A 26,355-nucleotide genomic window follows, 5' to 3' on the forward strand; every position below is an offset into this window, starting at 1 on the left:
GTCCATTTTTTTGCTTAAAGTTTTTTTAAAGACTTTAAGGAGTCTGATTCCCTCTTTTTGTTCATTTGGTAAAGAAAAGTCAAACAACTTCCCTTTCAAATTTCATATAATTTGTGGTAGAAAGTGGGGGATTGTGGTAGACTGTGAATATCAGGTGGAGATCGGGGGTTATTTATCGATGTTTATGGGAGAATTTCAACATTCGATAGATGCAAAAGGCCGACTAATCGTCCCTTCAAAACTACGAGAAAAACTCGGAGAAAAATTTGTTGTGACACGTGGATTAGATGGCTGTTTATTTGGCTACCCCTTATCTGAATGGGAAAAACTTGAAGAAAAACTAAACGAAATGCCTTTAGCGAAAAAGGATGCTCGGACATTTGTCCGCTTCTTTTATTCTGCTGCAACAGAGTGCGAGATCGATAAACAAGGACGAATCAATATCCCTGTTACATTGAGAAATCATGCAGACCTTACTAAAAGCTGCGTGATCATCGGGGTTTCAAATCGAATCGAGATTTGGGATGAAACGCGTTGGCAAGCATTCTCTGAAGAAGCAGAAGAAAACTTTGATGAAATTGCTGAAACAATGATCGACTTTGGCTTATAGGCTTGATAGGAAGAGGAAAAAACACATGGCAGATTTTCAACACTACACCGTTATGCTACAGGAGACCGTTGATGGATTATCAATTCGTCCAGAAGGCGTCTATGTCGATTGTACATTAGGTGGAGCTGGTCATAGTGAATATTTATTGTCACAACTGTCTGAAGAAGGACATCTCTTTGCTTTTGATCAAGACCAAACCGCCATCGACCATGCAAAAGAACGTTTAGCACCTTATGTTGCTAAAGGGATGGTCACGTTTATTAAAAGTAATTTCCGCTATTTAAAGGAAGCATTGAATCAACACGGCGTAAGCCGAGTCGATGGTATTTTGTATGATTTAGGTGTTTCCTCACCCCAATTAGATGAAGCCGAACGTGGCTTTAGCTACCACCAAGATGCACCGCTGGATATGCGGATGGATCAAACTGCAGCATTGACTGCCTATGAAGTGGTCAATCAATTCGACTACCATCAATTAGTCAAAATCTTCTTCCGTTATGGAGAAGAAAAATTCTCAAAACAAATCGCTCGGGAAATCGAGCGGGTGAGACAAGATCATCCCATCGAAACAACAGGGGAATTGGTCGATATCATCAAAACAGCCATTCCAGCTCCAGCAAGAAGAAAGGGCGGTCACCCAGCAAAACGGGTTTTCCAAGCCATTCGAATTGCAGTCAATGATGAGCTAGGTGTAATTGAAGAATCACTTGAACAAGCCATTCATCTTTTAGCAGTCAACGGACGTGTCAGTGTGATCACGTTCCACTCATTAGAAGATCGCATTGTGAAATCGATGTTCAAGGAATACAGTACACCAAAGGATATGCCACCAGGTCTGCCGATGATACCAGAAGAATTTCAACCAACACTAAAACTTATAACAAGAAAACCACTGCTTCCTACTGAGGAAGAAGTAGCTGAAAATAATCGTTCTCGTAGTGCGAAACTACGAATCGCGGAAAAAATCAAGGAAAGCGAAGGGTAACAACTATGGCAGAACTAAAAGTTCATGACTATGAATTCAGAGAACCTCTTGAATCACAACCTTTGGATCACTCTGAACCGACAACTGAAAAACTGCCTACTGATCCCCAGCGTCCTGAGGTCATCCGTGTACCAGCATCTCCGGCTCGTCGGTTAAAAAGTATTTCTACTCTAGAAAAACTGATTGCTGCCTTTGTGATTATCGCTGTATTGACGTTGGCAATCTTGACCATCAATATTCGGACCAATATCAGCCAAGTTGAGCATGATATTTCCTTGATCCAATCGGATATCACTGAGAAAACAACACAAGCAGAACAGTTGGAACAAGAGAAAAATGAACTTTCTAAAACCGAGCGCATCCAAAAGATTGCTGAGGATAATGGATTGTCGATTGATGATGGCAATTTAAGGAAAGTGGACTAAATGAAGTTAACAGATAAATTCAAGCAATACTTAAAAAAGAACAATCAAACTACAACGAACAATCGCAAAAAAGTAGGTATTATTCTCTTTGCTACGAGTATTGGATTGTTCTTTTTGTTTGTCACGCGTTTGAGCTATATCGTCATTGTCGGGGATGTCGCGGGAACTTCATTAGCAGAAAAGACCAAAAATCTTTATGAAGGCAGCGAAGTGATCAAAGCGAAACGTGGAACAATCTATGACCGTAATGGGATTCCGATTGCCGAAGATGTGACCTCGTATTCCATTTATGCTGTTTTGAATCAGAATTACAAAGATGGCAACAAAAATCTCTTTGCAGAAAAAGCAAACTTCAATAAGTTGGCCAAAATTTTGTCAGATGTATTGTCCATTGATCAAGAAACAGCAGTCAATACGTTAGAGGATGGCCTTGAGCAACAATTGTGGCGGGTCTCTTTTGGGAGCAAGGGAAATAATATTACATTAGAACAAAAAAATGCGATCGAAGATGCAATGGAAAAAGAAGATATTGCCGGCTTCCATTTTGATAGCCATCCAGCTCGCCTTTATCCGAATGGGGTCTTTTCTTCTCACTTTATCGGGTATGCTGTTGCCAATGATGACGATACTGGTCTAGTCGGCAAAACTGGGTTGGAAGCTGCTTACAATGATGTATTATCGGGAACTGATGGTGAGATCGTTTATCAAAAAGATAACAATCAAAACCCGCTGCCCGGAACAGTAGCAGAGACCGTCGCAGCCGTTGACGGGAAAGACGTTTATACCACCATCGATAGTCGAATCCAAAGCTATTTGGAAACGCTGATGGACAGCGTCTTTAAAGAAAACAAACCAGAAAACTTAACAGCGAACTTAATGGATGCCAAAACCGGCGAAATCATAGCGATGGCGCAACGACCAACCTACAATCCAGAAAATTTGGATTCGATCAATGATTGGCAAAATCTGTTAGTTGAAGACAACTATGAGCCAGGATCAACCATGAAGATTTTGACGACAGCAGCTGCCATCGATCAAGGCATCTTCAATGAGAACGAAACCTTTACCCCAAGTCCTGATGGATTAAAACTTTACGATGCAACCATCAATGACTGGGACTTTGGTCAAAAAGGAACACTGACGATGCGCCAAGCTCTTTCATGGTCCAGTAATATCGGAATGGTGACCTTGGAGCAGCGGATGGCTGATCGTTGGCAACAATACTTAAAAGAATTTGGCTTTGGCCGTAGCACCTATTCAGGATTGCCTAACGAAAATACTGGAATCACCCCAGAAGATAATCCTGTCAGCCAAGCGATGACTTCCTTTGGTCAAGCGATTGGTGTGACGAATTTCCAAATGATGCAGGCTTTCACATCGGTCGCAAATAATGGAACGATGCTGAAACCACAATTTATTAGTAAAATCGTTGATGGCAATACTGGAGAAGAAACGGTCACGCAACCAGAAGAGGTCGGCCATCCGATCACAAAAGAGGCTGCAACAGAGGTCCGTGAATATATGCGTGATGTTGTCGAGAGTGAAAATTATGGAAGTGCCTATGGCGTTTATGAATTACCTGGCTACAACATTTCTGCAAAAACAGGGACGGCCCAAGTAGCCGATCCAACAACCGGTAAGTATTTGTCTGGTGGCACCAATTATCTATATTCCGTTGTTTTGATGTTTCCTTCAGAAGAACCAGAATACATTTTGTATTTGACGATTAAATTACCAGAGAAGCACGAAAGCACCGTGTTGGGTGAAATTGCCAATCCATTGATGAAACGGGTCATGGATCTGAAAAACTCTGCATTAGAAGAAAGCACAACATCTGGTAGCGAAACAACTGTGGGGGATTATCGCAATCTCGATACAGAATCGGCTGCAACGGATGTTCAAAAAGCTGGATTGATCCCGGTAGTCATCGGGGATGGTGAAAAAGTCATTGCCCAATCGGTTGACAGTGGGACTTCGATCATGCCTGGCGGACGGGTACTGCTCGTTACCGACAGCGATAAGTACTATATGCCGGATACGACTTCTTGGTCAAAAGCAGACTTAATCAAATTTGGTAGTCTGCTGAATGTAGACGTCAGTTTTGAAGGAAACGGCTATTGTACCAAACAAAGCGTGGAACCATACACCGAATTATCAGGACAATCGATCAAGTTTACACTAAGTGAAAACGAATAAATAGGAGAGAACAATATGGAATGGACAGAGATGATATTACCTTTGGCAAGTGGCTTTGCGATCGTAACAGCCACAATGCCTTTGTTTATCGGCTATTTTCAAATGAAGAAATACGGACAGGAAATACGTGGTGACGGCCCCAAATGGCACAATGTAAAGGCCGGTACACCAACGATGGGTGGGTTTGTATTTTTGATTTCTGCAATGATCACTGCCATCTGGGTAGGAGCATGGCAAAATCAATTGACTGCTTCATTGTTCATTCTTTTGTTCATTACCTTGGTTTATGGTGCATTAGGATTTCTTGATGACTTCATCAAGATTTTCCGCAAACGAAATATGGGGCTGAACTCGTTGCAAAAGCTGATTGGACAGATTTTAGGCGGACTCGTCTTTTACTTTGTTTTCCGATCCGAAGGCAATGCGGATGTACTGAATTTCTTTGGGATAGACGTGTCGCTATCGATTTTTTATGGCTTGTTCGTCATTTTTTGGCTTGTTGGTTTTTCAAATGCAGTCAACTTGACGGACGGTATCGATGGGCTAGTCGCAGGACTGGGCACGATTTCTTTTTCAACTTACGCACTGATTGCTTGGCGACAAGATCAAATCGATGTGTTAATCGTTTGTCTTGCGATCATCGGCGGATTGATCGGCTTCTTTCCCTACAATCGCAAACCGGCAAAAATCTTTATGGGGGATGTCGGCTCACTGGCTTTAGGCGGTCTGCTGGCAGCTATCTCGATTCTTTTACACCAAGAATGGACCCTATTGCTTGTCGGACTGGTCTATGTTTGTGAAACAGCAAGCGTGATGCTGCAAGTTGCCTCATTCAAATTAACAGGCAAACGAATCTTCAAGATGTCACCCATCCATCATCATTTTGAAATGAGCGGATGGTCTGAGTGGAAGATCGACACTGTGTTTTGGTGTATCGCGTTAGGTTGCTCGTTGCTCACAATAGCCCTTGTATGGTAGGAGATGAAGAAAATGAAAAAAATTACAACATATCAAAATAAAAAAGTTCTTGTGCTAGGATTAGCGCGTAGTGGATTCAGTGCGGCCAAATTGTTACATGATTTGGGCGCACTTGTGACCGTTAATGACGGAAAGCCATTTGCTGAAAATCCAGAAGCACAAGATCTTTTGGCTTTAGGGGTCAAAGTGATCACTGGCAGCCACCCGATTGAATTATTGGATGAAGGATTTTCGCTAGTCGTTAAAAATCCAGGGATCCCCTATTCACAACCTCTTGTTCAAAAAGCTTTAGAGAAAAAAATTCCTGTGATCACGGAAGTGGAACTAGCGTATCAAATCTCTGAAGCGCCGATTATCGGTATTACTGGTACGAATGGAAAAACCACCACAACGACTATGATCGCCAATGTCTTGAATGCTGGAATGGAAAAAGGACAGGCATTGCTTTCTGGAAATATCGGGTTTCCTGCAAGTTCCGTTGCTCAAACAGCTAAGCCTGAAGATCGCTTGGTGATGGAGCTTTCAAGTTTCCAATTGATGGGAATCGATACCTTACGGCCGAAAATCGCTGTCATCACGAATATATATGAAGCCCATATCGATTACCATGGTAGTCGCCCGGAATATGTCTTAGCAAAATGGCGCTTGCAACAACGAATGACCGCTGACGATTATTTAGTGATCAACTGGAACCAACCGGAACTAGAAGCACTGTCGGCCAAATCAAAGGCGAAAATCATTCCTTTTTCCACCAAGGAAAAAGTAGCAGGAGCATATATGCTTGATGGGATGCTCTACTATAAAGAAGAAGCAATTATGGCAGCGGAGGAACTTGGCGTACCAGGGGCACACAATATTGAAAATGCCTTAGCGGCGATCGCTGTTGGAAAACTTTGCAATATGCCAAACGAAGCAATCAAACAAGCGTTGCAAACCTTCACTGGGGTACCTCATCGGACCCAGTATGTCACCACCATCAATCAGGTGAAATTTTTCAATGATTCCAAAGCAACCAACATCTTAGCAACAGAAATGGCCTTAGGCGGTTTTGACAATGAGAAATTGGTCTTATTGGCAGGCGGCTTGGACCGTGGCAACAGTTTTGATGAGTTGGTTCCAGCACTAAAAGGACTCAAAGCTATCGTAGTGTTTGGAGAAACAAAAGAAAAATTAGCCGCAGCCGCTCAAGCAGCTGGCGTAAAAACGATTGAAATGACAGACAATGTTGAAACAGCCGTCCCAGTTGCCTTTTCTTTAAGTGCTGCTGGAGATACGATTCTATTGTCACCGGCGAATGCAAGTTGGGATCAATACCCTAATTTTGAAGTTCGCGGCGACAAATTTATGGCGGCAGTAGCAGAACTTAAATAGAAATGAGTGAAGGACATGAAAATACTTGTGACTGGCGGCGGTACTGGCGGCCACATCTATCCAGCGTTGTCTTTTGTCGATTACGTAAAAGAGATTGACCCGACAGCCGAATTTTTATACATTGGTGCAACAAGGGGCTTAGAGAATAAAATCGTCCCTCCAACAGGTATTCCTTTTAAAACGTTAGAGATCCAAGGCTTTAAGCGTAAGCTGTCTTTTGATAACGTAAAAACGATCCAGCTTTTCATGAAAAGCTATTATGCAGCAAAGAAAATCATCAAGGAGTTTCAACCGGATGTGGTGATTGGCACCGGCGGCTATGTTTCTGGCGCCGTGGTCTTTGCTGCAGCGAAGTTGAAAATACCTACCATTATTCATGAACAAAATAGTGTTCCTGGAATCACCAATAAGTTTCTAACCAAGTATGTGGATAAAATCGCCATTGCTTTTCACGATGCTTCTCAATACTTTCCAGCGAAGAAAACGGTGCTAGTGGGCAATCCCAGGGGGCAAGAAGTACGGAATAGTCAAAAGTCGACGATTTTGTCTTCTTACGATTTAAATCCGGCGAAAAAAACGGTTTTGGTTTTTGGTGGGAGTCAAGGAGCTCTGAAAATCAACCAAGCGATCATTGATGCGCTGCCGCTTTTTGCTCAAAAAGAGTATCAGTTACTTTATGCATCTGGTGAAAGGTATTACAAAGAGATCGAAGAAAAAATCGGGATGTCAAAAGATGCTTTCCCTAATATCAGTATTCGTCCCTATATCGATCAAATGGCAGAAGTGATGGCAAATAGTGATTTGTTGATTGGACGAGCAGGTGCCACATCGATTGCCGAATTTACGGCATTAGGGATTCCAGCAATTCTGATTCCTAGCCCTTATGTGACTAATGACCACCAAACAAAGAACGCCCAAAGTTTAGCTAATGCAGGAGCAGTCAAAATGATTGCCGATCATGAACTAAACAGCCAAAACCTCGTGGAAGCAGTAGATAGTATCATGCAAGATGAAGCCCTTCGTAGTAAGATGGCCAAAGCCTCAAAAGAACAAGGGATCAGCGATGCCTCAGAACGATTATTTCGACTTGTGCAAGAGGTAATCAAATAGTACAATGTGTGGGATAGAAAGGAGCGATTATCATTAGTAAAGACAAAACACCTCATGATGATCAAACCCCCTCGTCAACGGAAGAGTTGACCCCTTGGCAAAAAGAAAATCTAAAATATTTGCAAGAAAAAGGCAATCAGCCAGCTTGGTCTTCACCCGCTTCTGAAGAAACAGAAGACATGAAAGAAGCGCATGAAGATGAAGAGGAGTTGGCAGAAGAAGCACTTTTTGAAGCAGAACAAGCGATAGAAGAAACCGACGCTGGGAAAGAAGAGCTGCCTGAGCCAGAAAAAAAGGCTCGCTCCTTTGCTGACCGGCTACCTAATCTAAAGGCGTACCGCAATCAAGTATTGATTCGCCGTTTAGCGCTGATTATCGGTTTACTGATGATTCCTTTGCTGATTGTTTTGTATTTTGTTTCGCCGCTTAGTCGTTTGGCTAATGTGGTGGTCAAAGGCAATCAAGAAGTATCCGCAGAAGCGATTCTCAAAAATTCTGACCTAGCCGTCAATGAAGAGATGTGGCCGCAATTTTTTGAACGGAATCAGAGTGTAGCAGCAATCAAAAAAGAATTGCCGCGCATAAAAAATGCTTCTATTTCTTTATCTGGTATTAATCGTTTTGATATCACTGTCACTGAATTCCAGGAAGTGGCTTTATTAGCCAAAGATGGCGGCTATGCACCAGTTTTGGAAAATGGCGCTGTTTTGGATGATATCAGTGAGCAGCCAGAGGAAGGATTGCCGGTTTTAGAAAATTTTTCGGCTGAAGACAAAATCAAGGCGACACTCAGTGCCTATCAAGAATTAAGTTCAGAAATTCGAGATGGCATTTCTCAAATCAAATACACCCCCCGTGACAGCAATGATGAACTGTTAACTCTCTTTATGAATGATGGCAATCAAGTGATTGTCAATATCTCAAATATGGTGAGTCAAATGCAGTATTATCCGCAAATTGCCAAAGATTTGACCGAGGACAGTATTGTGGATATGGAAGTTGGGATCTTTACTTATCCAATTTCAAATACACAAGAAGACGATGCAGACGAAAATCAAACAGCTGATAGTGATTCTTAGGAAAAATTCAAGAGTTTTTTTCATTAACTTGTTTCTAAAAAGCGCCATTATATGGTAGAATTGGTAACAGTGAACAAATTATTCGAATGAACTCTAAAAACGGACTGTGATGGTTCGCTATATATCCAATTTAAGTAGGAGGGAACCCCATCCATGGCAAAAACGGGAATGTATGTTGGCCTTGATATCGGTACGACATCTGTAAAAGTTGTAGTAGCCGAATACGTTGACAGCCAAATGAATATCATTGGTGTAGGAAATGCAAAATCAGAAGGAATCAACCGTGGCATCATTGTAGATATCGATAAAACGGTACAAGCCATTCAAAGAGCAGTAAGACAAGCAGAAGAAAAAGCAGGAATTCAAATTCGCAGTGTGAGTGTTGGTGTACCAGCCAATCTTCTTGAAGTGGAAAATTGTCAAGGGATGATCGCTGTCAACAGTGAATCAAAAGAGATCACCGACGAAGACGTCCGCAATGTTGCTTCCGCAGCACTTGTACGTTCAACCCCTCCTGAAAGACAGATCATTGCTATCTTACCGCAAGAATTTACAGTGGATGGTTTTGAAGGGATCAAAGATCCTCGTGGCATGATCGGTGTTCGCCTAGAGATGTTTGGTGTGGTTTATACAGGACCAAAAACCATCATTCACAACATTCGTAAATGTGTGGAAAAATCTGGTCTGATCGTTAATGAAGTAGTCATTACGCCATTAGCACTGACAGAATCGATTTTATCTGATGGTGAAAAAGATTTTGGTACGATCGTTATCGACATCGGCGGCGGCCAAACGACGACATCAGCGATGCACGACAAGCAATTGAAATTTACCCATGTGAACCAAGAGGGTGGCGAATTTGTCACAAAAGACATTTCGACAGTTTTAAATACCTCCTTCAACAATGCAGAAGCATTAAAAATCAATTATGGGGATGCGTATCCTGAACGGACGTCCGCTAGTGAAGAATTTCCAGTGGATGTGATTGGGAAATCAGAACCTGTGAAGATCGATGAACGCTATTTGTCAGAAATCATCGAAGCACGTATGGAACAGATTTTTACCAAATCAAAAGAAGTCTTAGATGAAATTGATGGACTTGATTTGCCAGGTGGCGTGATTTTGACTGGTGGTGCTGCAAGCCTGCCGGGTGTCGTAGATTTGGCTCAAGAAGTATTCGAAACAAACGTTAAGCTTTACGTTCCTAATCATATGGGACTTAGAAATCCTGTATTCACCAATGTAATCAGTATCGTTGACTATTCAGCAAACTTAAGCGAAGTCTATCAGCTTGCCAAAAGTGCGATCACTGGTGAAAAAACAGTCGCGCAACAGCCCGTTGCCATTCAACAACAAGAAGTGCATTACGAACAATATGAAGCTCCAGAAGAAACTTATGAAGAAACAGAAGAAGAGAAAAAAGGTGAGTCGATCACAAACCGAGTAAAAGATTTCTTCTCAAATATCTTTGAATAATCTAAAACGATTCTCAGGAGGAAGATAAACTATGGAATTTTCAATTGATAATAACATCAATGACGGCGCTGTGATCAAAGTCATCGGAGTCGGCGGTGGTGGCGGCAACGCAGTAAATCGTATGATCGAAGAAAATGTCAAAGGCGTAGAATTTATTGCAGCCAACACTGACGTTCAAGCATTAAAAAATTCAAAAGCAGAAACAGTCATTCAATTAGGCCCTAAATATACCCGTGGTCTTGGAGCTGGTTCACAACCAGAAGTTGGTCAAAAAGCAGCAGAAGAAAGTGAAGATTCTATTCGTGAATCATTAGAAGGCGCAGATATGATTTTCATTACCGCTGGTATGGGTGGCGGAACCGGGACCGGTGCTGCACCGATCGTAGCTAAAATTGCCAAAGAAATCGGGGCATTGACAGTCGGCGTCGTTACTCGTCCGTTTACATTTGAAGGACCAAAACGCGGCCGTTTTGCTGCTGAAGGAATCGCTAAATTAAAAGAGAATGTCGATACCTTATTGATCATCTCAAACAACCGTTTGTTAGAAGTTGTTGACAAGAAAACGCCAATGCTTGAAGCATTCCGTGAAGCAGACAATGTCTTGCGTCAAGGGGTTCAAGGGATCTCAGACTTGATCACTGCACCTGGCTATGTCAACTTAGACTTCGCTGATGTGAAAACAGTGATGGAAAATCAAGGCACCGCTTTGATGGGAATCGGTGTTGCTAGCGGCGAAGAACGCGTGATCGAAGCAACGAAAAAAGCAATCTCTTCACCATTGCTAGAAACATCGATCGATGGTGCTGAACAAGTGCTATTGAACATCACTGGCGGATTGGACATGACTTTATTTGAAGCACAAGATGCTTCTGATATCGTCGCTCATGCGGCAACAGGTGATGTAAATATTATTTTAGGTACATCAATCAATGAAGACTTAGGCGATGAAATCCGTGTGACTGTCATTGCAACTGGCATTGACCCTTCTAAAAAAGAACGTGGGTCTCGCTCTAGCAGACAAAGTCAAAGCCAAATTCATTCTATCCCACAAAAACCAACCTTAGATATGGACCAAGCGCGTCCTGCACAAGCAGAAGAAAGCAATGGTTTTGGTGATTGGGATATCCGTAAAGAACAAAATGTACGACCTAAAGTAGAAGAAAACACATTTGAAAATGTAGAAAAGAAAGAATTCGACACCTTCAGCCGTGATGAAGTACGCTCGAATGATGACGACGAATTAAGCACACCACCATTTTTCCGTCGTAAACGCTAGGGGGCAGAGCACATGATTTCTGAGAACTTGCACAAGATCCAGCAAGAGATACAGGACTCCTGTGCTCTTGTTTCTAGAAATGCCAGTGAGGTCTGTTTGACAGCTGTGACAAAATCCGTCGATACAGAAACGACAAGAGAACTTCTAGAAAATGGTGTGCGTGATTGTGCAGAAAATCGAGTAGAAAAGCTACTTGAAAAAAAGGCAGCATTAACTGATTACCCAGATGTCCGTTGGCATTTTATTGGTAATTTACAGCGCAGAAAGGTAAAATCAGTTATAAATGAGATTGATTTTTTCCATGCGTTGGATTCAATCAAACTGGCACAAGAAATTCAAAAACGAGCAGAGCATCCGATCAACTGCTTTGTGGAAGTGAATGTTTCGCAGGAAGCAACGAAACAAGGGATTTTCGTAGAAGAGGTGGTGGCTTTTATTGAAGCACTCGCTTCGTTCGACAAAATTCGTGTTGTTGGATTGATGACGATGGCCCCGCTCACTGCTTCCAAAGACGAGCAGCATCAGATTTTCAAAGAATTAAAAAGGATTCAACAACAGATCGCTGACCTGCATCTTACACATGCCCCTTGCTTAGAAACGAGTATGGGAATGAGTAATGACTTTCCCATTGCGATTCAAGAAGGCGCAACATTTATTCGTGTAGGAACAGCATTATTTCAATAAAAAAGGAGGTTGACCGATGTCGCTCAAAGAGAAACTGACCAATTTTTTTGGATTGACTGACGAAGAAGATTATTATGAAGAAACATTTGCCACTGAAGAACCGGCACGCACGGCAGCGAAACCAGCTGTGAACCAAGGAGGAGCTTTTACCGCCCCTAGAACAACAGCGAGTACGCGTGCTTCTAGCCAAGCGGCTTCTTATACAACAAGTCAACCACAAAATCAAGCCTATCAATACAGACAGCAGCCTCAAACTGCTGCCTATCAACAATCCTCAGCGGCGGCTGAACGAGTAAGATCGGTGCCTAAGACGGAAGAAAAAGTCGTTCCAATGGCGCAACAAAGAACTAATACGAGAGTCAAAGACACAAAAGCTAAAGAAACTTCTCCACAAATGGCTGGAAAAATAACGATCGTAGAACCACGCGTTTATTCAGAAGCTATGGGGATTGCGAAGCAAGTCATCAATGGAGATGCTGTACTTGTTAATTTTCATTTAATTGAAGAGTACCAAGCTCGTCGAATAGTTGATTTTTTAACAGGAACAGTGTACGCTGAAGATGGTGATATCAAGCGTGTTGGCGATGAAATTTTTCTTTGCACGCCTAAGGGTATGGAAATTGAAGGCACTGCCCAAACATTAGCAGATACCAATTTTTTTGATATCTAAAGTGAGGAGGAACGCCAATTTTATTCTTGAGATTCGTTAAATTACTGAGTGATGCTGTTTATCTGTATACCATTTTATTAGTGATCTATGCACTTTTGTCTTGGTTTCCAGGAGGGTATCAGTCCGCTTTTGGCCGTTTCTTAGCAAAAGTGTGTGAACCGTATTTGAGTTTATTTGATCGATTGAAATTAAGTTTTGCTGGTATCGATTTTACGATTGCATTTGCAATTATTGTCTTACAGCTAGCATCACAAGCATTGATATTGATCCTACAATCAATTTTATTTTAACGTAAGGGGTGGTTATCGGTGAACGCAAATGTCTATCAACATTTTCGAAACGATGAACGCCCTTTTATTGATTCCGCTCAAGGATGGATCGAACAAGTGCAAATGCAGTATGCGCCTTACTTGACTGATTTTTTAGATCCGAGACAAGCGTATATCTTAGAAAGCTTGATTCGTCAATCAACGGATTTAAGTTTCCGCTTTTTTGGTGGATATGAAGCTGCTGAGAGACGACGTTGTTTGATTTATCCCGATTACTATGAGCCCACCACCGATGAGTTTGACATGACTTTATTTACGATTCAATACCCGAAAAAATTTACGGTGTTGAGTCATGGAAAAGTTTTAGGCACATTAATGGGGACTGGAGTCAAGAGGGAATACTTTGGAGACATTCTTTCCGATGGTGAAATATGGCAAGTATTCGTTGCCACTGAAGTCAGTCATTTTATTCAACTCCAAGTGGATAAAATCGGCAACGTATCCGTTCGATTGGAAGAAACAAAATATACCGATTTGATCGTGCCTAAAGATGGCTGGACCGAGGAAAGAGAAACGGTTAGCTCATTGCGTCTTGATACAGTGATCTCTGCCGTATACAACATCTCACGCCAGCGTTCGAAACAGTTGATCGAATCAGGAAAAGTAAAAGTAAACTGGACAGAAGCATTACGACCAGATTTTGTTCTGGATTTACTGGATATCATTTCGGTAAGAGGATTTGGTCGGATTCAAATACAGGGGTTAGAAGGAACCACGAAAAAAGAAAAAGTTAGATTGTTATTAGGTGTATTACGTAAATAAATCAAAGAGGTGTATAGAATATGGCATTAACTCCATTAGACATTCAAAATAAAAACTTTTCAGTAAAAATGAGAGGCTACAACCAAGATGAAGTCGATGACTTCTTGGATATGATCGTTCGTGATTATGAAGAAGCCGTTCAACGCAATCGTGAGTTAGAAAAATCGTTGAAACACGCAGAAGAAAAACTTGAATATTTCAATGAATTGAAAGATGCCTTGAATCAATCCATTATCGTGGCTCAAGATACGGCGGATAAAGTAAAAACAAGCGCAAGCAAAGAATCAGAAGTAATCGTTACTTCTGCTCAAAACCGTGCGGATGAAATGGTTGCTACTGCAGAAAAACATGCGCATGCCTTGATGACCTCAGCGGAAGAAAAAGCCAAAGAGATTTTGACGGATGCAACCGACAATGCCCGTCAATTGGCGACAGAAACAAATGACTTGAAGAAGAAAACCAGAGTCTTCCATAACAACTTATTAGTTATGTTGCAAACGCAATTAGAACAAGTGAAGAGTCCTGAGTGGGAAGAAATTTTGGCGCCATTTTCAAGCTATGTACAAGATTCCCACCAAGTGATCAGAGAAGTTTTGTCAAAAGAACTTGACAGTGAAAATGGTTCTGGAGTAAACTCAGAAGCAGTGGAAACATTTGATGTGGACATTGTTGAATCAGATGAAAAAATCGTTGATGTAAGTGAAAGCCCTGAAGTGAAAACATTAGATGATGCGAGAAACTTATTAGACGAATTGAACAAGACAGATAACAACTAAGACACAGAACAGAAAAATTTCTTATATTTTTCAAGCGAGTTTGGGAGAGTGGAAGCCAAATAAAACCCTGTAAGAAATCAGATCATCTGTGAGTTGCGTTCTTGAAAGAGCTGACTTTTCAAAGACTCGAGTAGAGAACGACGCCTGATCCCGTTACCGATCATCAAAGAATTGTCAACCGACAATAAAATTTGGGTGGTACCACGAACACGTTCGTCCCTTACCAGGGACGGACGTGTTTTTTGCTGTGAATCACTGCGATTGGTCCGCAAAGCGGAACAGAGCAGATGATGAACAGTACTAGGCGACCGCCGGGAGCGTAGTAACCGTACTAAGAATCACTATGATTGGCTTACGAAGGAAGACAGAATAGATGATGAACAGTACTAGGCGACCGTAGGGAGCGTAGTAACCAAATTAGGAATCACGCTGATCAACTGTTAACAATCAGTGAATCCTAAATGCATTGAGTTTATGGCAACCAATCCATTTGACAGGTTCAATAGAAGCAATCGGTTGATCGAGTCGATGGATTTTGAAACTATACCAAAACGTTGAGAGACGAAAAGGAGCGAAACAAGAATGAAAATGAAAGAAACACTGCATCTTGGAAAAACCGCTTTTCCAATGCGAGGCAACTTGCCGAACCGCGAAGTGGATTGGCAAAAAGAATGGGAAGAAAATCAATTGTATCAACGTCGTCAAGAATTAAATGAAGGCAAGCCAACCTTTGTCTTACACGATGGCCCTCCCTACGCAAATGGAAACATCCATATTGGACACTCATTGAACAAAATCAGTAAAGACATCATCGTACGTTCCAAATCGATGTCAGGTTTCCGTTCCCCTTATGTACCTGGTTGGGATACTCATGGTTTGCCGATCGAACAAGTACTGACCAATAAAGGGATCAAGCGCAAAGAAATGAGCTTGGCAGAATATCGCAAAAAATGTGAAGAATATGCTTTGACACAAGTGGATACACAAAGAGCTGATTTCAAACGTTTAGGCGTTTCTGGTGACTGGGATCATCCATATATCACATTGACACCAGACTATGAAGCAGCAGAAATCCGCGTGTTCGGAAAAATGGCAGAAAAAGGCTACATCTACAAAGGATTGAAACCAATTTACTGGTCACCATCTAGTGAATCATCATTAGCAGAAGCTGAGATCGAATACAAAGATGTGAAATCACCATCGATCTATGTGGCTTTCCCAGTAGCAGATGGCAAAGATTTGCTTGATTCAGATACATCTTTTGTTATCTGGACGACGACGCCATGGACCTTACCAGCGAATCTAGGAATCTCTGTGAATCCAACCTTTGCCTATGTTCAAATCTTGGCCGATGGCCGCAAATTCGTCGTGGCAAAAGATTTATTAGAAACCGTGACGAATGAGATCGGTTGGGAATCTGTCGAAGTATTACAAGAATTGGCTGGCGATCAATTGGAAAAAATGACGGCAAAACATCCTTTTTATGATCGTACGTCTCTATTGATGTTAGGGGACCATGTGACATTGGATGCCGGTACTGGTTTGGTCCACACTGCACCAGGACATGGGGAAGATGACTACATCGTCAGCAAAAAATATGGTCTAGATGTCTTATCACCAGTCGATAGCCGTGGGGTCTTCACAGAAGAAGCACCAGGATTTGAAGGGGTCTTTTATGACAAAGCCAATCCAATGATCACTGAGCTTTTAGAAGAAAAAGGAGCCCTACTAAAACTAAACTTCTTTACTCACAGCTATCCACATGATTGGCGGACGAAAAAACCAGTCATCTATCGGGCAACACCACAATGGTTTGCGTCTATTGATAAGTTCCGCCAAAATATTTTGGATGAAATCGAAAAAGTAGATTGGATCATTCCATGGGGCAAAACTCGTTTATACAATATGATTCGCGACCGCGGCGACTGGGTGATCTCTCGTCAACGTGCGTGGGGCGTTCCGTTGCCAATCTTTTATGCAGAAAACGGCGAAGCCATCATTACGCCTGAAACGATCGAGCATGTGGCAAACTTGTTTGCTGAACATGGTTCAACGATTTGGTTTGAAAAAGAAGCAGAAGAATTACTGCCAGCTGGCTTCACGCATCCGGGCTCACCAAATGGCAAATTCTCGAAAGAGACTGACATCATGGATGTTTGGTTTGATTCAGGTTCTTCTCACGAAGCCGTGTTACGTCAACGTCCAGAATTGACGTTCCCAGCTGACATGTACTTGGAAGGTTCTGACCAATATCGTGGGTGGTTCAACTCAAGTATCACGACTAGTGTTGCGATCAATGAAGTCGCACCATATAAAGCCGTCTTGTCTCAAGGCTTCACCTTAGATGGCGAAGGTCGCAAGATGAGTAAATCTCTTGGTAATACCATTGCACCAGAAAAAGTGATCAATCAAATGGGTGCGGATATTTTGCGTCTTTGGGTCAGCAGTGTTGACTACGAAGCGGATGTCCGAGTGTCTATGGATATCTTGAATCAAGTGTCAGAAGTCTATCGGAAGATTCGCAATACCATGCGTTTCTTATTAGCGAACACGAGTGATTTTGATCCAGCAAAAGACAGCGTACCTTTTGAAAACTTGCGTTCTGTCGATAAATACATGATGGTTCGTTTGAATCAAACCATCAAAACGATTCGGGAAGATGGCTATGAAAAATATAACTTCTTGCATATTTACCGGACAGTCATCAACTTCTTGACAGTCGATATGTCTTCCTTCTATTTGGATTTTGCAAAAGATGTCGTTTATATCGAAGCTGAAAATGATTTCCAACGCCGTGCTATGCAAACTGTCTTTTATCAAACAGCGGTTGCATTGACGAAATTATTGACACCGATCATTCCGCATACCGCAGAAGAAATCTGGTCACACTTGAAAGAAGAAGAGGAATACGTACAGTTAGCGGAGTTCCCTGGCTATGATACATTTGCTAACCAAGAAGAACTGCTCGATCTTTGGCGGGCCTTCCTTGATTTCCGTGACAATGTCTTAAAAGCATTAGAAGAAGCGCGTAATGCAAAATTGATCGGAAAGTCCTTTGAAGCGAAAGTCACTGTTTATCCAACTGAGCCAGTTGCGGCATTGCTAAAAGCTATCGATTCAGATATTGCACAACTGCTGATCATTTCACCAGACTTCTTAACGATCAAAGAAGTCGGTGAAGCAGCTCCTGAAGCGGCATATCAATTTGAGGATGTGGCGATCTTAGTTGAAAAAGCCGAAGGGGAAGTATGTGAACGTTGTCGCCAAGTCCGGGTAGATGTTGGTGTAGAAGAGCAACTGCCAACACTTTGTGGGCATTGTGCAATCATCGTCAAAGAAAACTATCCCGAAGCAGTTGCAGAAGGCTTTGAAAAATAATAGAACGAAAAAAGATGACCCATTGCGGGTCATCTTTTTTGCGCTTGCTCATTCTTATTCCTTGAGAATGGGAGAAAAACGCACGTTTCTGACATGAATATGAGAAAATAGGTGGCAATTGATAACGATTCTCATTTGTTTGCAATAATTTTTCGACAGTTTATTGTATAATAAAAAAACCTTACTAGACGAAGTTTCTTCCTTAAGGTCTGTAGGCAATTGTTTGTTCGAGATGGAGTATTTCACTGTCAACAGAAGAAACCAACGAGCTCGGATCAAGTAAAAAAAACTTGCCAGATAGAAAAACAGGTTGTAAACTGTTAAAAATCGGAATATTCAGAATATTGAAAGAAAGTGTGATTCCATGAGTGATTTAGAGATGATGAGGAAAACGAACCAAACGATGTACGATGCCGCTTTTGAAAAAGATGCTTGTGGGATGGGGTTTATTGCACAAAAAGATGGTCGCTATTCCCGAGAACTTGTGCAAAATGCCTTAACAATGTTAGAACGGATGAACCACCGAGGGGGAACTGGCGCTGAACCTGACACAGGTGACGGAGCTGGAATTTTGATGGCAATGCCTGACCCATTTTTTCAACAGCGAGCAAAAGAGGCCGAAATCCCATTGCCTGAAAAAGGTGCCTATGCTGTTGGGATGTTTTTTTTACCGAAAGAAAAGCTCCGAGCAGCACAGGTCCAAGAAGAAGTAACTAAAGACATTCAACAAATGGGTTTTACCGTTTTATGGCAACGGGATGTGCCTTATGATTATTATCAGTGTGGACCGGGGGCGCAAAAAGTCATGCCCTCATTTGTGCAAGTCTTTATTGAAAAACCTGTCGATGTAGCTGCTGGCCGTCCCTTTGAAGATCAGCTTTACCGGCTACGACGTAAACTGGAAAAAACGTATCATACTGATGAGTTGTCTATCTGCAGCTTGTCCAGTAAGACAGTTGTTTATAAAGGAATGCTGCATGCCTATCAAGTTGGCTTATTTTTCAAAGATCTTCAAAGCCCAGAAATGACCTCTTGTATCGCATTGACCCATTCTCGTTTTTCGACAAATACCTTTCCAAGCTGGAGTCGGGCGCAACCTTTTCGTTTCTTAGCCCATAATGGCGAAATCAACACGTTACGCGGGGCAGAAAATTGGATGCATGGACATCAGATCGAAGTCTATGATGATGAAAATTCTGATTCGGCGAAACTAGAAAATTGTATGGAATATTTGTACCGTCAAGGGCGAGATATTCCTCAAGCACTGTTGATGATGGTGCCAGAAGCGTGGTCAAAAGAAGCTGGATTGTCGCCGGAGCTGACGGCTTTTAATGAGTACAACGCAAGCTTTATGGCTCCTTGGGATGGACCGGCAGCTTTATGTTTTACAGATGGGGATTTGGTAGGGGCTGCACTCGATCGAAATGGGTTACGGCCATCTCGCTACTCGATCACGAAAACTGGTTTTGTGGTCGTGGCCTCTGAGTCAGGTGTTGTCGATTTGCCAGCATCGGAAGTGATTGAAAAAGGGGTGCTTGGACCAGCAAATATGTTTTTGGTGGATACCAAAAAAGGAGTGATCTTACGCAATCAAGAAATCAAAGCTCATTATGCGAATGCCCATCCTTACCAGGAGTGGCTAGCGGATCACTTATTGATACCAGAGCTGCTTCCTGAGACTGAGAAGCAGGAGGAAACAGCAGATGATGCGATCCAGACCCTTTGGAAACGAAATGGTTACACGGATGAGATCATTCGCACGTTGATTTTACCAATGGCTCAAACGGGAGAAGAACCAGTGATCTCCATGGGGTTTGATTCACCCTTAGCTATTTTGAGCGAACGTCCCCAATCCTTGTTTACGTACTTCAAGCAACAATTCGCCCAAGTGACCAATCCGCCAATCGATGCGATTCGCGAAAAATTGGTGATCGGTACCGAGCTGTTTTTAGGTCGAGATGGGGATGTTTCAAAGGACATTCGAATCAATTGTAATAAGCTGAAGATTGCTAGTCCGGTGTTAAAAACGAGTGAATATGAAAAAATCAAACAGTTAGATCAAAATGGTCAAAAAGCGGCTTTACAGTCGATTCTTTATGATTATGTACCAGAAAACGGGGCAGCTTTGCAACAAGCGTTAGAAGCGCTTTTTAAAGAGACGGAGCAAAAAATCGATTCTGGGGCAACGATCGTCATTTTAAGTGATCGGGAAGTCATCCAAGCGCAAGAAGGAAAAGTGGCGATTCCGATTCTCTTGGCGGTATCAGGTCTGCACAATTACTTGGTGCGAAAAGGCAAACGTTCCTTGGCATCAATCGTTGCGGATACTGCGGAAGTCTGTGAGGTCCATCATTATGCCATGTTAGTCGGCTACGGAGTAAGTGGGGTCCACCCTTATGGGGCTTACCAGACATTGGCGCATTTTGAGCTTTCAGAGAAGATCGAAAGTTACCGTAAAGCATGTGAAAAGGGCATTGTCAAAATCATGTCACGAATGGGGATTTCAACGATCGCCGGTTACCATGGGGCGCAATTGTTTGAAGCTGTTGGTATCTCTGAGAAAGTCATCTCCGAATACTTTACCGGCACGGTTACTCGTATCGGTGGACTTTCATTAGCGCAAATCGAGCAAGAATACTTAATGCGTTATGAAGCGGCGTATGGCGAGAAACGCGTGGATTATCTTGATTCGGGCGGTAGTTTCCAATACAAAGCCGACGGGGAACATCATCTGTTCAATCCAAAAACGATCTATGGGTTTCAAAAAGCTGTTCGTACAGGCAGCTATGCGCTTTATAAAGAATATGCGGCGGAGATGAACCAAGACGCGTTAGAGAATCCAACGACCCTCCGTTCTATGTGGACTTTTGGGAACACGAGACGCAGTATTCCTTTAGCTGAGGTGGAACCTGTTGAAACGATCGTCAAACGGTTTAAAGTCGGCGCGATGTCTTACGGCTCTCTAAGTGAAGAGGCGCATCGCTGTATTGCTGAAGGAATGAATGCGATCGGGGCAAAATCCAACAGTGGAGAAGGTGGCGAAAACCGAAATCGTTTCAAACCAGTGAAGGGCATTAATTATAATAGTCGCATCAAACAAGTAGCTTCTGGCCGTTTTGGTGTCAACGCCGAATATTTAATGAGTGCGGACGAACTCCAGATCAAAATGGCGCAAGGGGCGAAACCTGGTGAAGGGGGGCAATTGCCAGGCAACAAAGTCTTCCCGTGGGTCGCTGAGATTCGTGGCTCAACACCTGGGGTCCGATTGATTTCGCCGCCACCACATCACGACATTTATTCGATTGAAGACTTAGCCCAGCTGATCTATGACTTAAAGGCAATCAATCCCTATGCACGGATCAATGTCAAATTGGTTTCTAGTACGGGCGTGGGTACGATCGCTACCGGTGTCGTCAAAGCCGGCGCAGACGTAGTCGTGATCTCAGGCTATGACGGTGGGACCGGTGCTTCTCCGAGAAATTCGATTCGGGATGCTGGCTTGCCTTGGGAGATGGGGCTTGCAGAAGCCCATCAAACGTTAGCTATGAATCATTTGCGGCAGCGAATGACCTTAGAGACAGATGGAAAATTAATGACGGGTCGAGACATCGCGATTGCTGCTCTTTTAGGAGCAGAAGAATATAGCTTTGCCTCTTTAGCGCTAGTTGCGATTGGTTGTGTCATGATGCGGGTTTGCAGTATCAATACATGTCCTGTCGGCATTGCTACGCAAAATCCAGCGTTGCGCAAATTTTTCGCAGGGAAACCTGAGCACATCATCAATACGATGTACTTTTTAGCAGAAGATTTACGGGAAACAATGGCCGAGCTAGGGTTTCGCACGATTGATGAGATGGTAGGACACGCGGAAGTGTTGACACCACGCTTCGTTGCCAAAGGCAAAGCAAAGTCGTTAGACTTTTCTAGAATGATTGGGACGACGATCCCAATCGAGCGCAAAGTGACGGACCCATTCCTTGAGAAACGACAGTGGCCAGAGTTAGACGCTTTTGCCCAAGCAGCTATCGACAATAATCAAGAAATCGTTATGAATCATACGATCAATAATGTTCAACGTTCAGTCGGCGCGCGTTTAGGGGGCTGGATCGCAGAACGCTTTGGCAATTACGAAGTAACGCCAGGCTTGTTGCAGTTTACGTACCGCGGCATTGCTGGACAAAGTTTTGGGGCGTTTGCCACCCAGGGCATCCAGTTGAAACTGATTGGCGAGGCCAACGATTATGTAGCCAAAGGACTGAGTGGTGCCCGTTTGATCATTGTGCCGCCTGATGATGCCGCTTATGACGCAGAGCATTCACCGATTGTCGGTAACGTTGCTTGTTTTGGGGCGAATCGGGGTGAAGGCTATTTCCGCGGCATTGCTGGCGAACGCTTTTGCGTCCGTAATAGTGGAGCCAAAGTCGTTGTAGAAGGTGTTGGGGACCATGGCTGTGAGTACATGACTGGCGGCGTCGTGGTGATTTTAGGAAAAACCGGCCGCAACTTCGGTGCCGGAATGTCCGGTGGCGTGGCATACGTCTATGACCCTGATCAAACTTTTGCAGAAAAATGCAATCGGGAAATGGTTGATTTGTACCGGATTGGCGAAAGTGGCGATGACCATCAGCTGAAGGAGATGATCCAGCAGCATTTTGCCTATACAGATTCATTGAAGGCGGCTGAGATTTTAGAAGATTGGGAAAATCAGCAGCAACATTTCATCAAAGTCTATCCGACAGAGTACCATCAGATGATCCAAGCAACGGAGACTTTGGCTGAGCAAGGATTTATCGGGGAGGAACTTGTGACGAAAGCTTTCGAAGCCGTCGTCGGTCCACAATTGACTATTCCAGGAAAGGAGCGCGACTAATATGGCAGATCCATTTGGTTTTTTAAAGTACCCAAGAGTAGAAAATCCTACCCGACCGGTTTCAGAACGTATCCAAGACTGGCAAGAATTACAGACGCCATTGCCTGAAAATGAGCGTCAAGAGCAAGCGGCGCGCTGTATGAATTGTGGCATTCCTTTTTGTCATACTGGTTCTTTTTACGGCGGGCAACGGGCGGTTTCAGGTTGTCCCAATGACAACCTGATTCCTGAATGGAATGATCTGGTTTATCAAGGGCGTTTCCAAGCCGCCTTTGAGCGTCTTGCCAAAACCAATCCATTACCGGAAATGACTGGACGTGTTTGTCCAGCTCCATGTGAAAAAGGCTGTACCGAGGCACTGAATGGCTCAGGTGTCACGATCCACGACAATGAACGCTTTATTATCGATACTGCTTTTGAAAACGATTGGGTCAAAGCCTCCGGGTTGCCTCAAGAAGCGACTGGTTTCAAGGTGGCAATCGTTGGTAGCGGACCGGCTGGTTTATCTGCTGCTTGGCGCTTGAATCAACTAGGACATCAAGTGACGGTCTATGAACGCAGTGATCGCTTTGGCGGTTTACTGATGTATGGTATTCCAAATATGAAATTAGATAAAGATGTTGTGCAGCGACGTATTGACTTGATGGCAGAGCTAGGCGTGACCTTTGTCGCTAATACGGAGATCGGTCGTGACTTGTCAGCAGAAGAATTGTCCGCTCAGTATGATCGGGTCATTTTGGCAACAGGAGCTAGTGTTCCTCGTGACTTGAAGATTCCAGGTCGTGAATTGACTGGGGTGCAATTTGCAGTCGATTATCTGACGGAAGCAACCAAAGATGTCTTAAAGCATGGCAAAGCGGCAACAAGTAAAAAACTTGCTGGCAAGCACGTCGTCGTGATTGGCGGCGGCGACACTGGAAATGACTGTATTGGTTCAGCGATTCGGCAAGGAGCCGCTTCTGTGCGTCAATTGGAGATCACGCCCCAACTGCCATTGACACGTACCGACAGCAATCCCTGGCCTGAATACCCAATGACAGCCCGCACAGGATATGGGCAAGAAGAAGCGGCTGAAGTCCTGCAAACACAAGTGACGTATCATGGGGTGTCCACAACAGCCTTTATCGGCGCCGAACGCGGCCAGTTGATCGCCATCGAAACGGTCTCAGTAGATCAACAGTTTCAGCCGATCCCTGGCACAGAGCAAGTGATCAAGGCGGATTTGGTTTTGTTGGCAATGGGCTTTGTTGGTGCAGAGACCCAACTCTTCGATGCCTTTGGTGTGCGAGAAGTGTACGATGATTACACGACGAACAATGAACGAGTGTTAGTCGCAGGAGATGCTAAAAGAGGACCGAGTTTAGTCATCTGGGGGATTCGCGAAGGACGCTTAGCGGCAGAAAAAGTCGATCAAGCGTTACGATCATTGGTGTATCAATAAGCAATCAATAAAAAACAACCTGAGCAGCTCTTCCTCCCTCTGAATTAGAAGGGGAACAGCGAAATGCTCAGGTTGTTTGCCTGTTAAGCAGTTGGTTCAGATGGATGGGGCTTTGACCGCTGTTCATTTTTTTCCATTGCTGCCTTCGGTAGGCGAATCGAAAAGACGATGGTTTCGTCACGGCTTTCCGCCCAGATTTTTCCACCTAATGCTTCAACGATTTCTTTGGCGATCGGCAGCCCCAGACCGGTCCCACCCGTCGCCGTTGCTCGGGAAGCGTCCATGCGGTAAAAAGGCTCAAAAATCAAGCCAATCTTTTCAGCAGGGATCGTTTTTCCATGATTGGTCAAACGAATCAGGATATCATCAGAGGCACTGATGGCTAAATGCAAGGGGGAATCGGCATAACTATAATTGATGGCATTGCGAATCAAGTTATCAAAGACGCGTTCCATCTTCTCTGTATCGACAGTCGCATAGACTTTTTTCTGTAGTTGCAGTTGCCAATGAAGGTTCTTTTCTTCTAGCAGCGGTAAAAATTCGAACGTCAACTGTTCTAGCATCAAGCTAAGATCCGTGGTTTCGGTCTGTAAGGCGATCGTTGTAAGATTAAAACGAGTGATTTCGAAAAATTCGCTGATCAATAATTCTAGCCGCTGGGCTTTTTGCAAGGCGATCTTGGTATAGCGTGCGCGTAGTTCGGAAGAAAGCTGCGGTTCTTCTTCTAGAAGTGTCAAATAGCCGATCACACTGGTCAAAGGTGTGCGTAAATCATGTGCGAGATAGACGATCAAATCATTTTTCCGCTGCTCTGCTTCTTTGGCAGCTCGTTGATCCTGTAGATTTTTTTCCCGCAACTGGTTCATTTCTTCTTGCACGTCGATCAGATTGCTGGAAAGAACGATTCGCTTCGTAGGTTCAGCAATCAATTGATTCGTGGCTTGAATCGTTTCATTCAAATAGCTGATGGCTTTACTCATATAATAAATCGTTGTGCTCACCCAAATCAGCAAGGCACCGATCGCTAGACAGACGAGCCAATAATCAGCAAAAAGCCGTAATATTTGATAAATGGGCTCATAGCCGTACCAAACCCTCAATCCTGCTACAAAGCGAACAGTTAAAGGGATCAGAATCAAAAGGAGCATTAAAACACCTGTGGTGATAAAGTATTGAGTCAAAAGTTTCCGGATCAATGGACTTCTATTTTTCAATGATATAGCCGACCCCCCATACAGTTTTGATTAATTTCGGTTTGCGGGGTTGTTCGTTTAGCTTTTCCCGCAGACGGGCAATATGTGCCATCACTGTGTTATTGTTATCTAAATATTTTTCTTTCCAGACTGCTTCAAAAAGAGTTTCCGAGGCAACGACCGATCCTTGGTGTTCAAATAAGTAAAGCAGGATTTTAAATTCGATGGGGGTCAAGAAAACCTCTTTGCCATAAAGAAAACATTGGTGACTGTTGATTTTCAACAGTAAGCCTTCCTTTTCGTATTCTTCAATCTTCTGCGGAACAGCTGACTGATTGTATCGTTGGTATCGCCGTAGTTGCGTTTTGACCCGAGCAACAACTTCTAATGGATTGAAGGGTTTAGTCACATAATCATCTGCACCTAGACTTAGACCGGTAATTTTATCCAGATCTTCTCCTTTGGCAGTGAGCATCAGTACTGGAAAAAAGTGGGTTTTGCGAATGGTCTGTAACAGCTGAAAGCCGTCGATATCCGGCAGCATCACATCTAAAACTGCCACATCGACTGTTTCTTTTTCGAGATAAGCCAAAGCACTCGTTCCATCATAAAAAGGTTCCACTTGAAAGCCTTCATTCCTTAGAAACGTCGTGACTAACTCGGCGATTTCTTTTTCATCATCAACAACAATTATTTTTTCTGCCATCCTTGATTCACTCCAACTATCTACGATCTTTTTTCATTTA

Annotated in this window: 20 protein-coding genes; 18 read left to right on the forward strand and 2 right to left on the reverse strand. The window is 43.2% G+C overall.

Features of this window, described 5'->3' with window-relative positions; all coding sequences use genetic code 11:
* The first annotated feature begins 178 nt into the window (after positions 1-178).
* The 18 genes from mraZ (at position 179) to IGJ01_RS04400 (ending at position 24,416) form a co-directional block, all read left to right on the forward strand.
* On the forward strand, positions 179-610 hold the full coding sequence (gene mraZ, locus IGJ01_RS04315) for a division/cell wall cluster transcriptional repressor MraZ (RefSeq protein WP_005228792.1): 432 nt from the start codon (positions 179-181) through the stop codon (positions 608-610).
* 25 nt (positions 611-635) lie between these two features.
* Positions 636-1,595 (forward strand): 16S rRNA (cytosine(1402)-N(4))-methyltransferase RsmH, encoded by a 960-nt coding sequence (gene rsmH, locus IGJ01_RS04320; RefSeq protein ID WP_008377332.1) that lies wholly within the window; start codon positions 636-638, stop codon positions 1,593-1,595.
* A 5-nt stretch (positions 1,596-1,600) separates the two neighbouring features.
* Complete coding sequence (gene ftsL, locus IGJ01_RS04325; RefSeq protein ID WP_008377334.1) at positions 1,601-2,020, forward strand: cell division protein FtsL; 420 nt, start codon at positions 1,601-1,603, stop codon at positions 2,018-2,020.
* A complete protein-coding gene (locus IGJ01_RS04330; protein WP_008377336.1) occupies positions 2,021-4,216 on the forward strand; it encodes a penicillin-binding transpeptidase domain-containing protein in 2,196 nt (731 codons plus the stop codon).
* A gap of 15 nt (positions 4,217-4,231) precedes the next feature.
* On the forward strand, positions 4,232-5,194 hold the full coding sequence (gene mraY, locus IGJ01_RS04335) for a phospho-N-acetylmuramoyl-pentapeptide-transferase (protein WP_005237283.1): 963 nt from the start codon (positions 4,232-4,234) through the stop codon (positions 5,192-5,194).
* A 12-nt stretch (positions 5,195-5,206) separates the two neighbouring features.
* Positions 5,207-6,565, forward strand: a complete 1,359-nt coding sequence (murD, locus tag IGJ01_RS04340; RefSeq protein ID WP_042890037.1) for a UDP-N-acetylmuramoyl-L-alanine--D-glutamate ligase — start codon at positions 5,207-5,209, stop codon at positions 6,563-6,565.
* A gap of 15 nt (positions 6,566-6,580) precedes the next feature.
* On the forward strand, positions 6,581-7,675 hold the full coding sequence (murG, locus tag IGJ01_RS04345; protein WP_005237281.1) for an undecaprenyldiphospho-muramoylpentapeptide beta-N-acetylglucosaminyltransferase: 1,095 nt from the start codon (positions 6,581-6,583) through the stop codon (positions 7,673-7,675).
* Between the two features lie 86 nt (positions 7,676-7,761).
* A complete protein-coding gene (locus tag IGJ01_RS04350) occupies positions 7,762-8,754 on the forward strand; it encodes a cell division protein FtsQ/DivIB (protein WP_005237280.1) in 993 nt (330 codons plus the stop codon).
* Positions 8,755-8,907: 153 nt separating this feature from the next.
* Complete coding sequence (ftsA, locus tag IGJ01_RS04355) at positions 8,908-10,230, forward strand: cell division protein FtsA (RefSeq protein WP_005237279.1); 1,323 nt, start codon at positions 8,908-8,910, stop codon at positions 10,228-10,230.
* 31 nt (positions 10,231-10,261) lie between these two features.
* Entirely contained in the window at positions 10,262-11,506 is a 1,245-nt protein-coding gene (gene ftsZ / locus IGJ01_RS04360; RefSeq protein WP_005237278.1) for a cell division protein FtsZ, read from the forward strand.
* Positions 11,507-11,518: 12 nt separating this feature from the next.
* A complete protein-coding gene (locus tag IGJ01_RS04365) occupies positions 11,519-12,190 on the forward strand; it encodes a YggS family pyridoxal phosphate-dependent enzyme (RefSeq protein WP_008377340.1) in 672 nt (223 codons plus the stop codon).
* A 16-nt stretch (positions 12,191-12,206) separates the two neighbouring features.
* Positions 12,207-12,860, forward strand: a complete 654-nt coding sequence (locus IGJ01_RS04370) for a cell division protein SepF (protein ID WP_005237276.1) — start codon at positions 12,207-12,209, stop codon at positions 12,858-12,860.
* 26 nt (positions 12,861-12,886) lie between these two features.
* Positions 12,887-13,150, forward strand: a complete 264-nt coding sequence (locus IGJ01_RS04375; protein WP_005228822.1) for a YggT family protein — start codon at positions 12,887-12,889, stop codon at positions 13,148-13,150.
* A gap of 18 nt (positions 13,151-13,168) precedes the next feature.
* Positions 13,169-13,951 (forward strand): RNA-binding protein, encoded by a 783-nt coding sequence (locus tag IGJ01_RS04380; protein ID WP_005237275.1) that lies wholly within the window; start codon positions 13,169-13,171, stop codon positions 13,949-13,951.
* Between the two features lie 20 nt (positions 13,952-13,971).
* On the forward strand, positions 13,972-14,727 hold the full coding sequence (locus IGJ01_RS04385; RefSeq protein WP_005237274.1) for a DivIVA domain-containing protein: 756 nt from the start codon (positions 13,972-13,974) through the stop codon (positions 14,725-14,727).
* 582 nt (positions 14,728-15,309) lie between these two features.
* Entirely contained in the window at positions 15,310-18,105 is a 2,796-nt protein-coding gene (gene ileS / locus IGJ01_RS04390) for an isoleucine--tRNA ligase (RefSeq protein ID WP_429969968.1), read from the forward strand.
* 364 nt (positions 18,106-18,469) lie between these two features.
* Entirely contained in the window at positions 18,470-22,975 is a 4,506-nt protein-coding gene (gene gltB / locus IGJ01_RS04395) for a glutamate synthase large subunit (RefSeq protein ID WP_244733291.1), read from the forward strand.
* 1 nt (position 22,976) lies between these two features.
* Positions 22,977-24,416 carry a glutamate synthase subunit beta gene (locus IGJ01_RS04400; RefSeq protein WP_086299199.1) on the forward strand — a complete coding sequence of 480 codons (1,440 nt, stop codon included), beginning with the start codon at positions 22,977-22,979 and terminating at the stop codon, positions 24,414-24,416.
* Positions 24,417-24,499: 83 nt separating this feature from the next.
* Here the strand turns inward: IGJ01_RS04400 and vanS are convergent, their stop codons facing one another.
* Both vanS and vanR-C read right to left on the reverse strand, forming a co-directional pair.
* Positions 24,500-25,630 (reverse strand): vancomycin resistance histidine kinase VanS, encoded by a 1,131-nt coding sequence (vanS, locus tag IGJ01_RS04405; protein WP_034872467.1) that lies wholly within the window; start codon positions 25,628-25,630, stop codon positions 24,500-24,502.
* Positions 25,620-26,315: a vancomycin resistance response regulator transcription factor VanR-C gene (vanR-C, locus tag IGJ01_RS04410; protein WP_034872470.1), complete on the reverse strand. Its 696-nt coding sequence runs from the start codon at positions 26,313-26,315 to the stop codon at positions 25,620-25,622. Before vanR-C ends, vanS begins: the two co-directional genes overlap by 11 nt.
* Positions 26,316-26,355 lie beyond the last annotated feature (40 nt).

Origin of the sequence: Enterococcus sp. AZ089 (genome assembly GCF_050547225.1) — a bacterium.
Classification (GTDB): domain Bacteria; phylum Bacillota; class Bacilli; order Lactobacillales; family Enterococcaceae; genus Enterococcus_D; species Enterococcus_D entomosocium.

Excerpts from the sequence above, each read along its gene's own strand:
- mraZ (WP_005228792.1), top strand. The coding sequence starts at position 179 with ATGTTTATGGGAGAATTTCAACATTCGATAGATGCAAAAGGCCGACTA.
- rsmH (WP_008377332.1), top strand. The coding sequence starts at position 636 with ATGGCAGATTTTCAACACTACACCGTTATGCTACAGGAGACCGTTGAT.
- ftsL (WP_008377334.1), top strand. The coding sequence starts at position 1,601 with ATGGCAGAACTAAAAGTTCATGACTATGAATTCAGAGAACCTCTTGAA.
- IGJ01_RS04330 (WP_008377336.1), top strand. The coding sequence starts at position 2,021 with ATGAAGTTAACAGATAAATTCAAGCAATACTTAAAAAAGAACAATCAA.
- mraY (WP_005237283.1), top strand. The coding sequence starts at position 4,232 with ATGGAATGGACAGAGATGATATTACCTTTGGCAAGTGGCTTTGCGATC.
- murD (WP_042890037.1), top strand. The coding sequence starts at position 5,207 with ATGAAAAAAATTACAACATATCAAAATAAAAAAGTTCTTGTGCTAGGA.
- murG (WP_005237281.1), top strand. The coding sequence starts at position 6,581 with ATGAAAATACTTGTGACTGGCGGCGGTACTGGCGGCCACATCTATCCA.
- ftsA (WP_005237279.1), top strand. The coding sequence starts at position 8,908 with ATGGCAAAAACGGGAATGTATGTTGGCCTTGATATCGGTACGACATCT.
- ftsZ (WP_005237278.1), top strand. The coding sequence starts at position 10,262 with ATGGAATTTTCAATTGATAATAACATCAATGACGGCGCTGTGATCAAA.
- IGJ01_RS04365 (WP_008377340.1), top strand. The coding sequence starts at position 11,519 with ATGATTTCTGAGAACTTGCACAAGATCCAGCAAGAGATACAGGACTCC.
- IGJ01_RS04370 (WP_005237276.1), top strand. The coding sequence starts at position 12,207 with ATGTCGCTCAAAGAGAAACTGACCAATTTTTTTGGATTGACTGACGAA.
- IGJ01_RS04385 (WP_005237274.1), top strand. The coding sequence starts at position 13,972 with ATGGCATTAACTCCATTAGACATTCAAAATAAAAACTTTTCAGTAAAA.
- ileS (WP_429969968.1), top strand. The coding sequence starts at position 15,310 with ATGAAAATGAAAGAAACACTGCATCTTGGAAAAACCGCTTTTCCAATG.
- gltB (WP_244733291.1), top strand. The coding sequence starts at position 18,470 with ATGAGTGATTTAGAGATGATGAGGAAAACGAACCAAACGATGTACGAT.
- IGJ01_RS04400 (WP_086299199.1), top strand. The coding sequence starts at position 22,977 with ATGGCAGATCCATTTGGTTTTTTAAAGTACCCAAGAGTAGAAAATCCT.
- vanR-C (WP_034872470.1), bottom strand. The coding sequence starts at position 26,315 with ATGGCAGAAAAAATAATTGTTGTTGATGATGAAAAAGAAATCGCCGAG.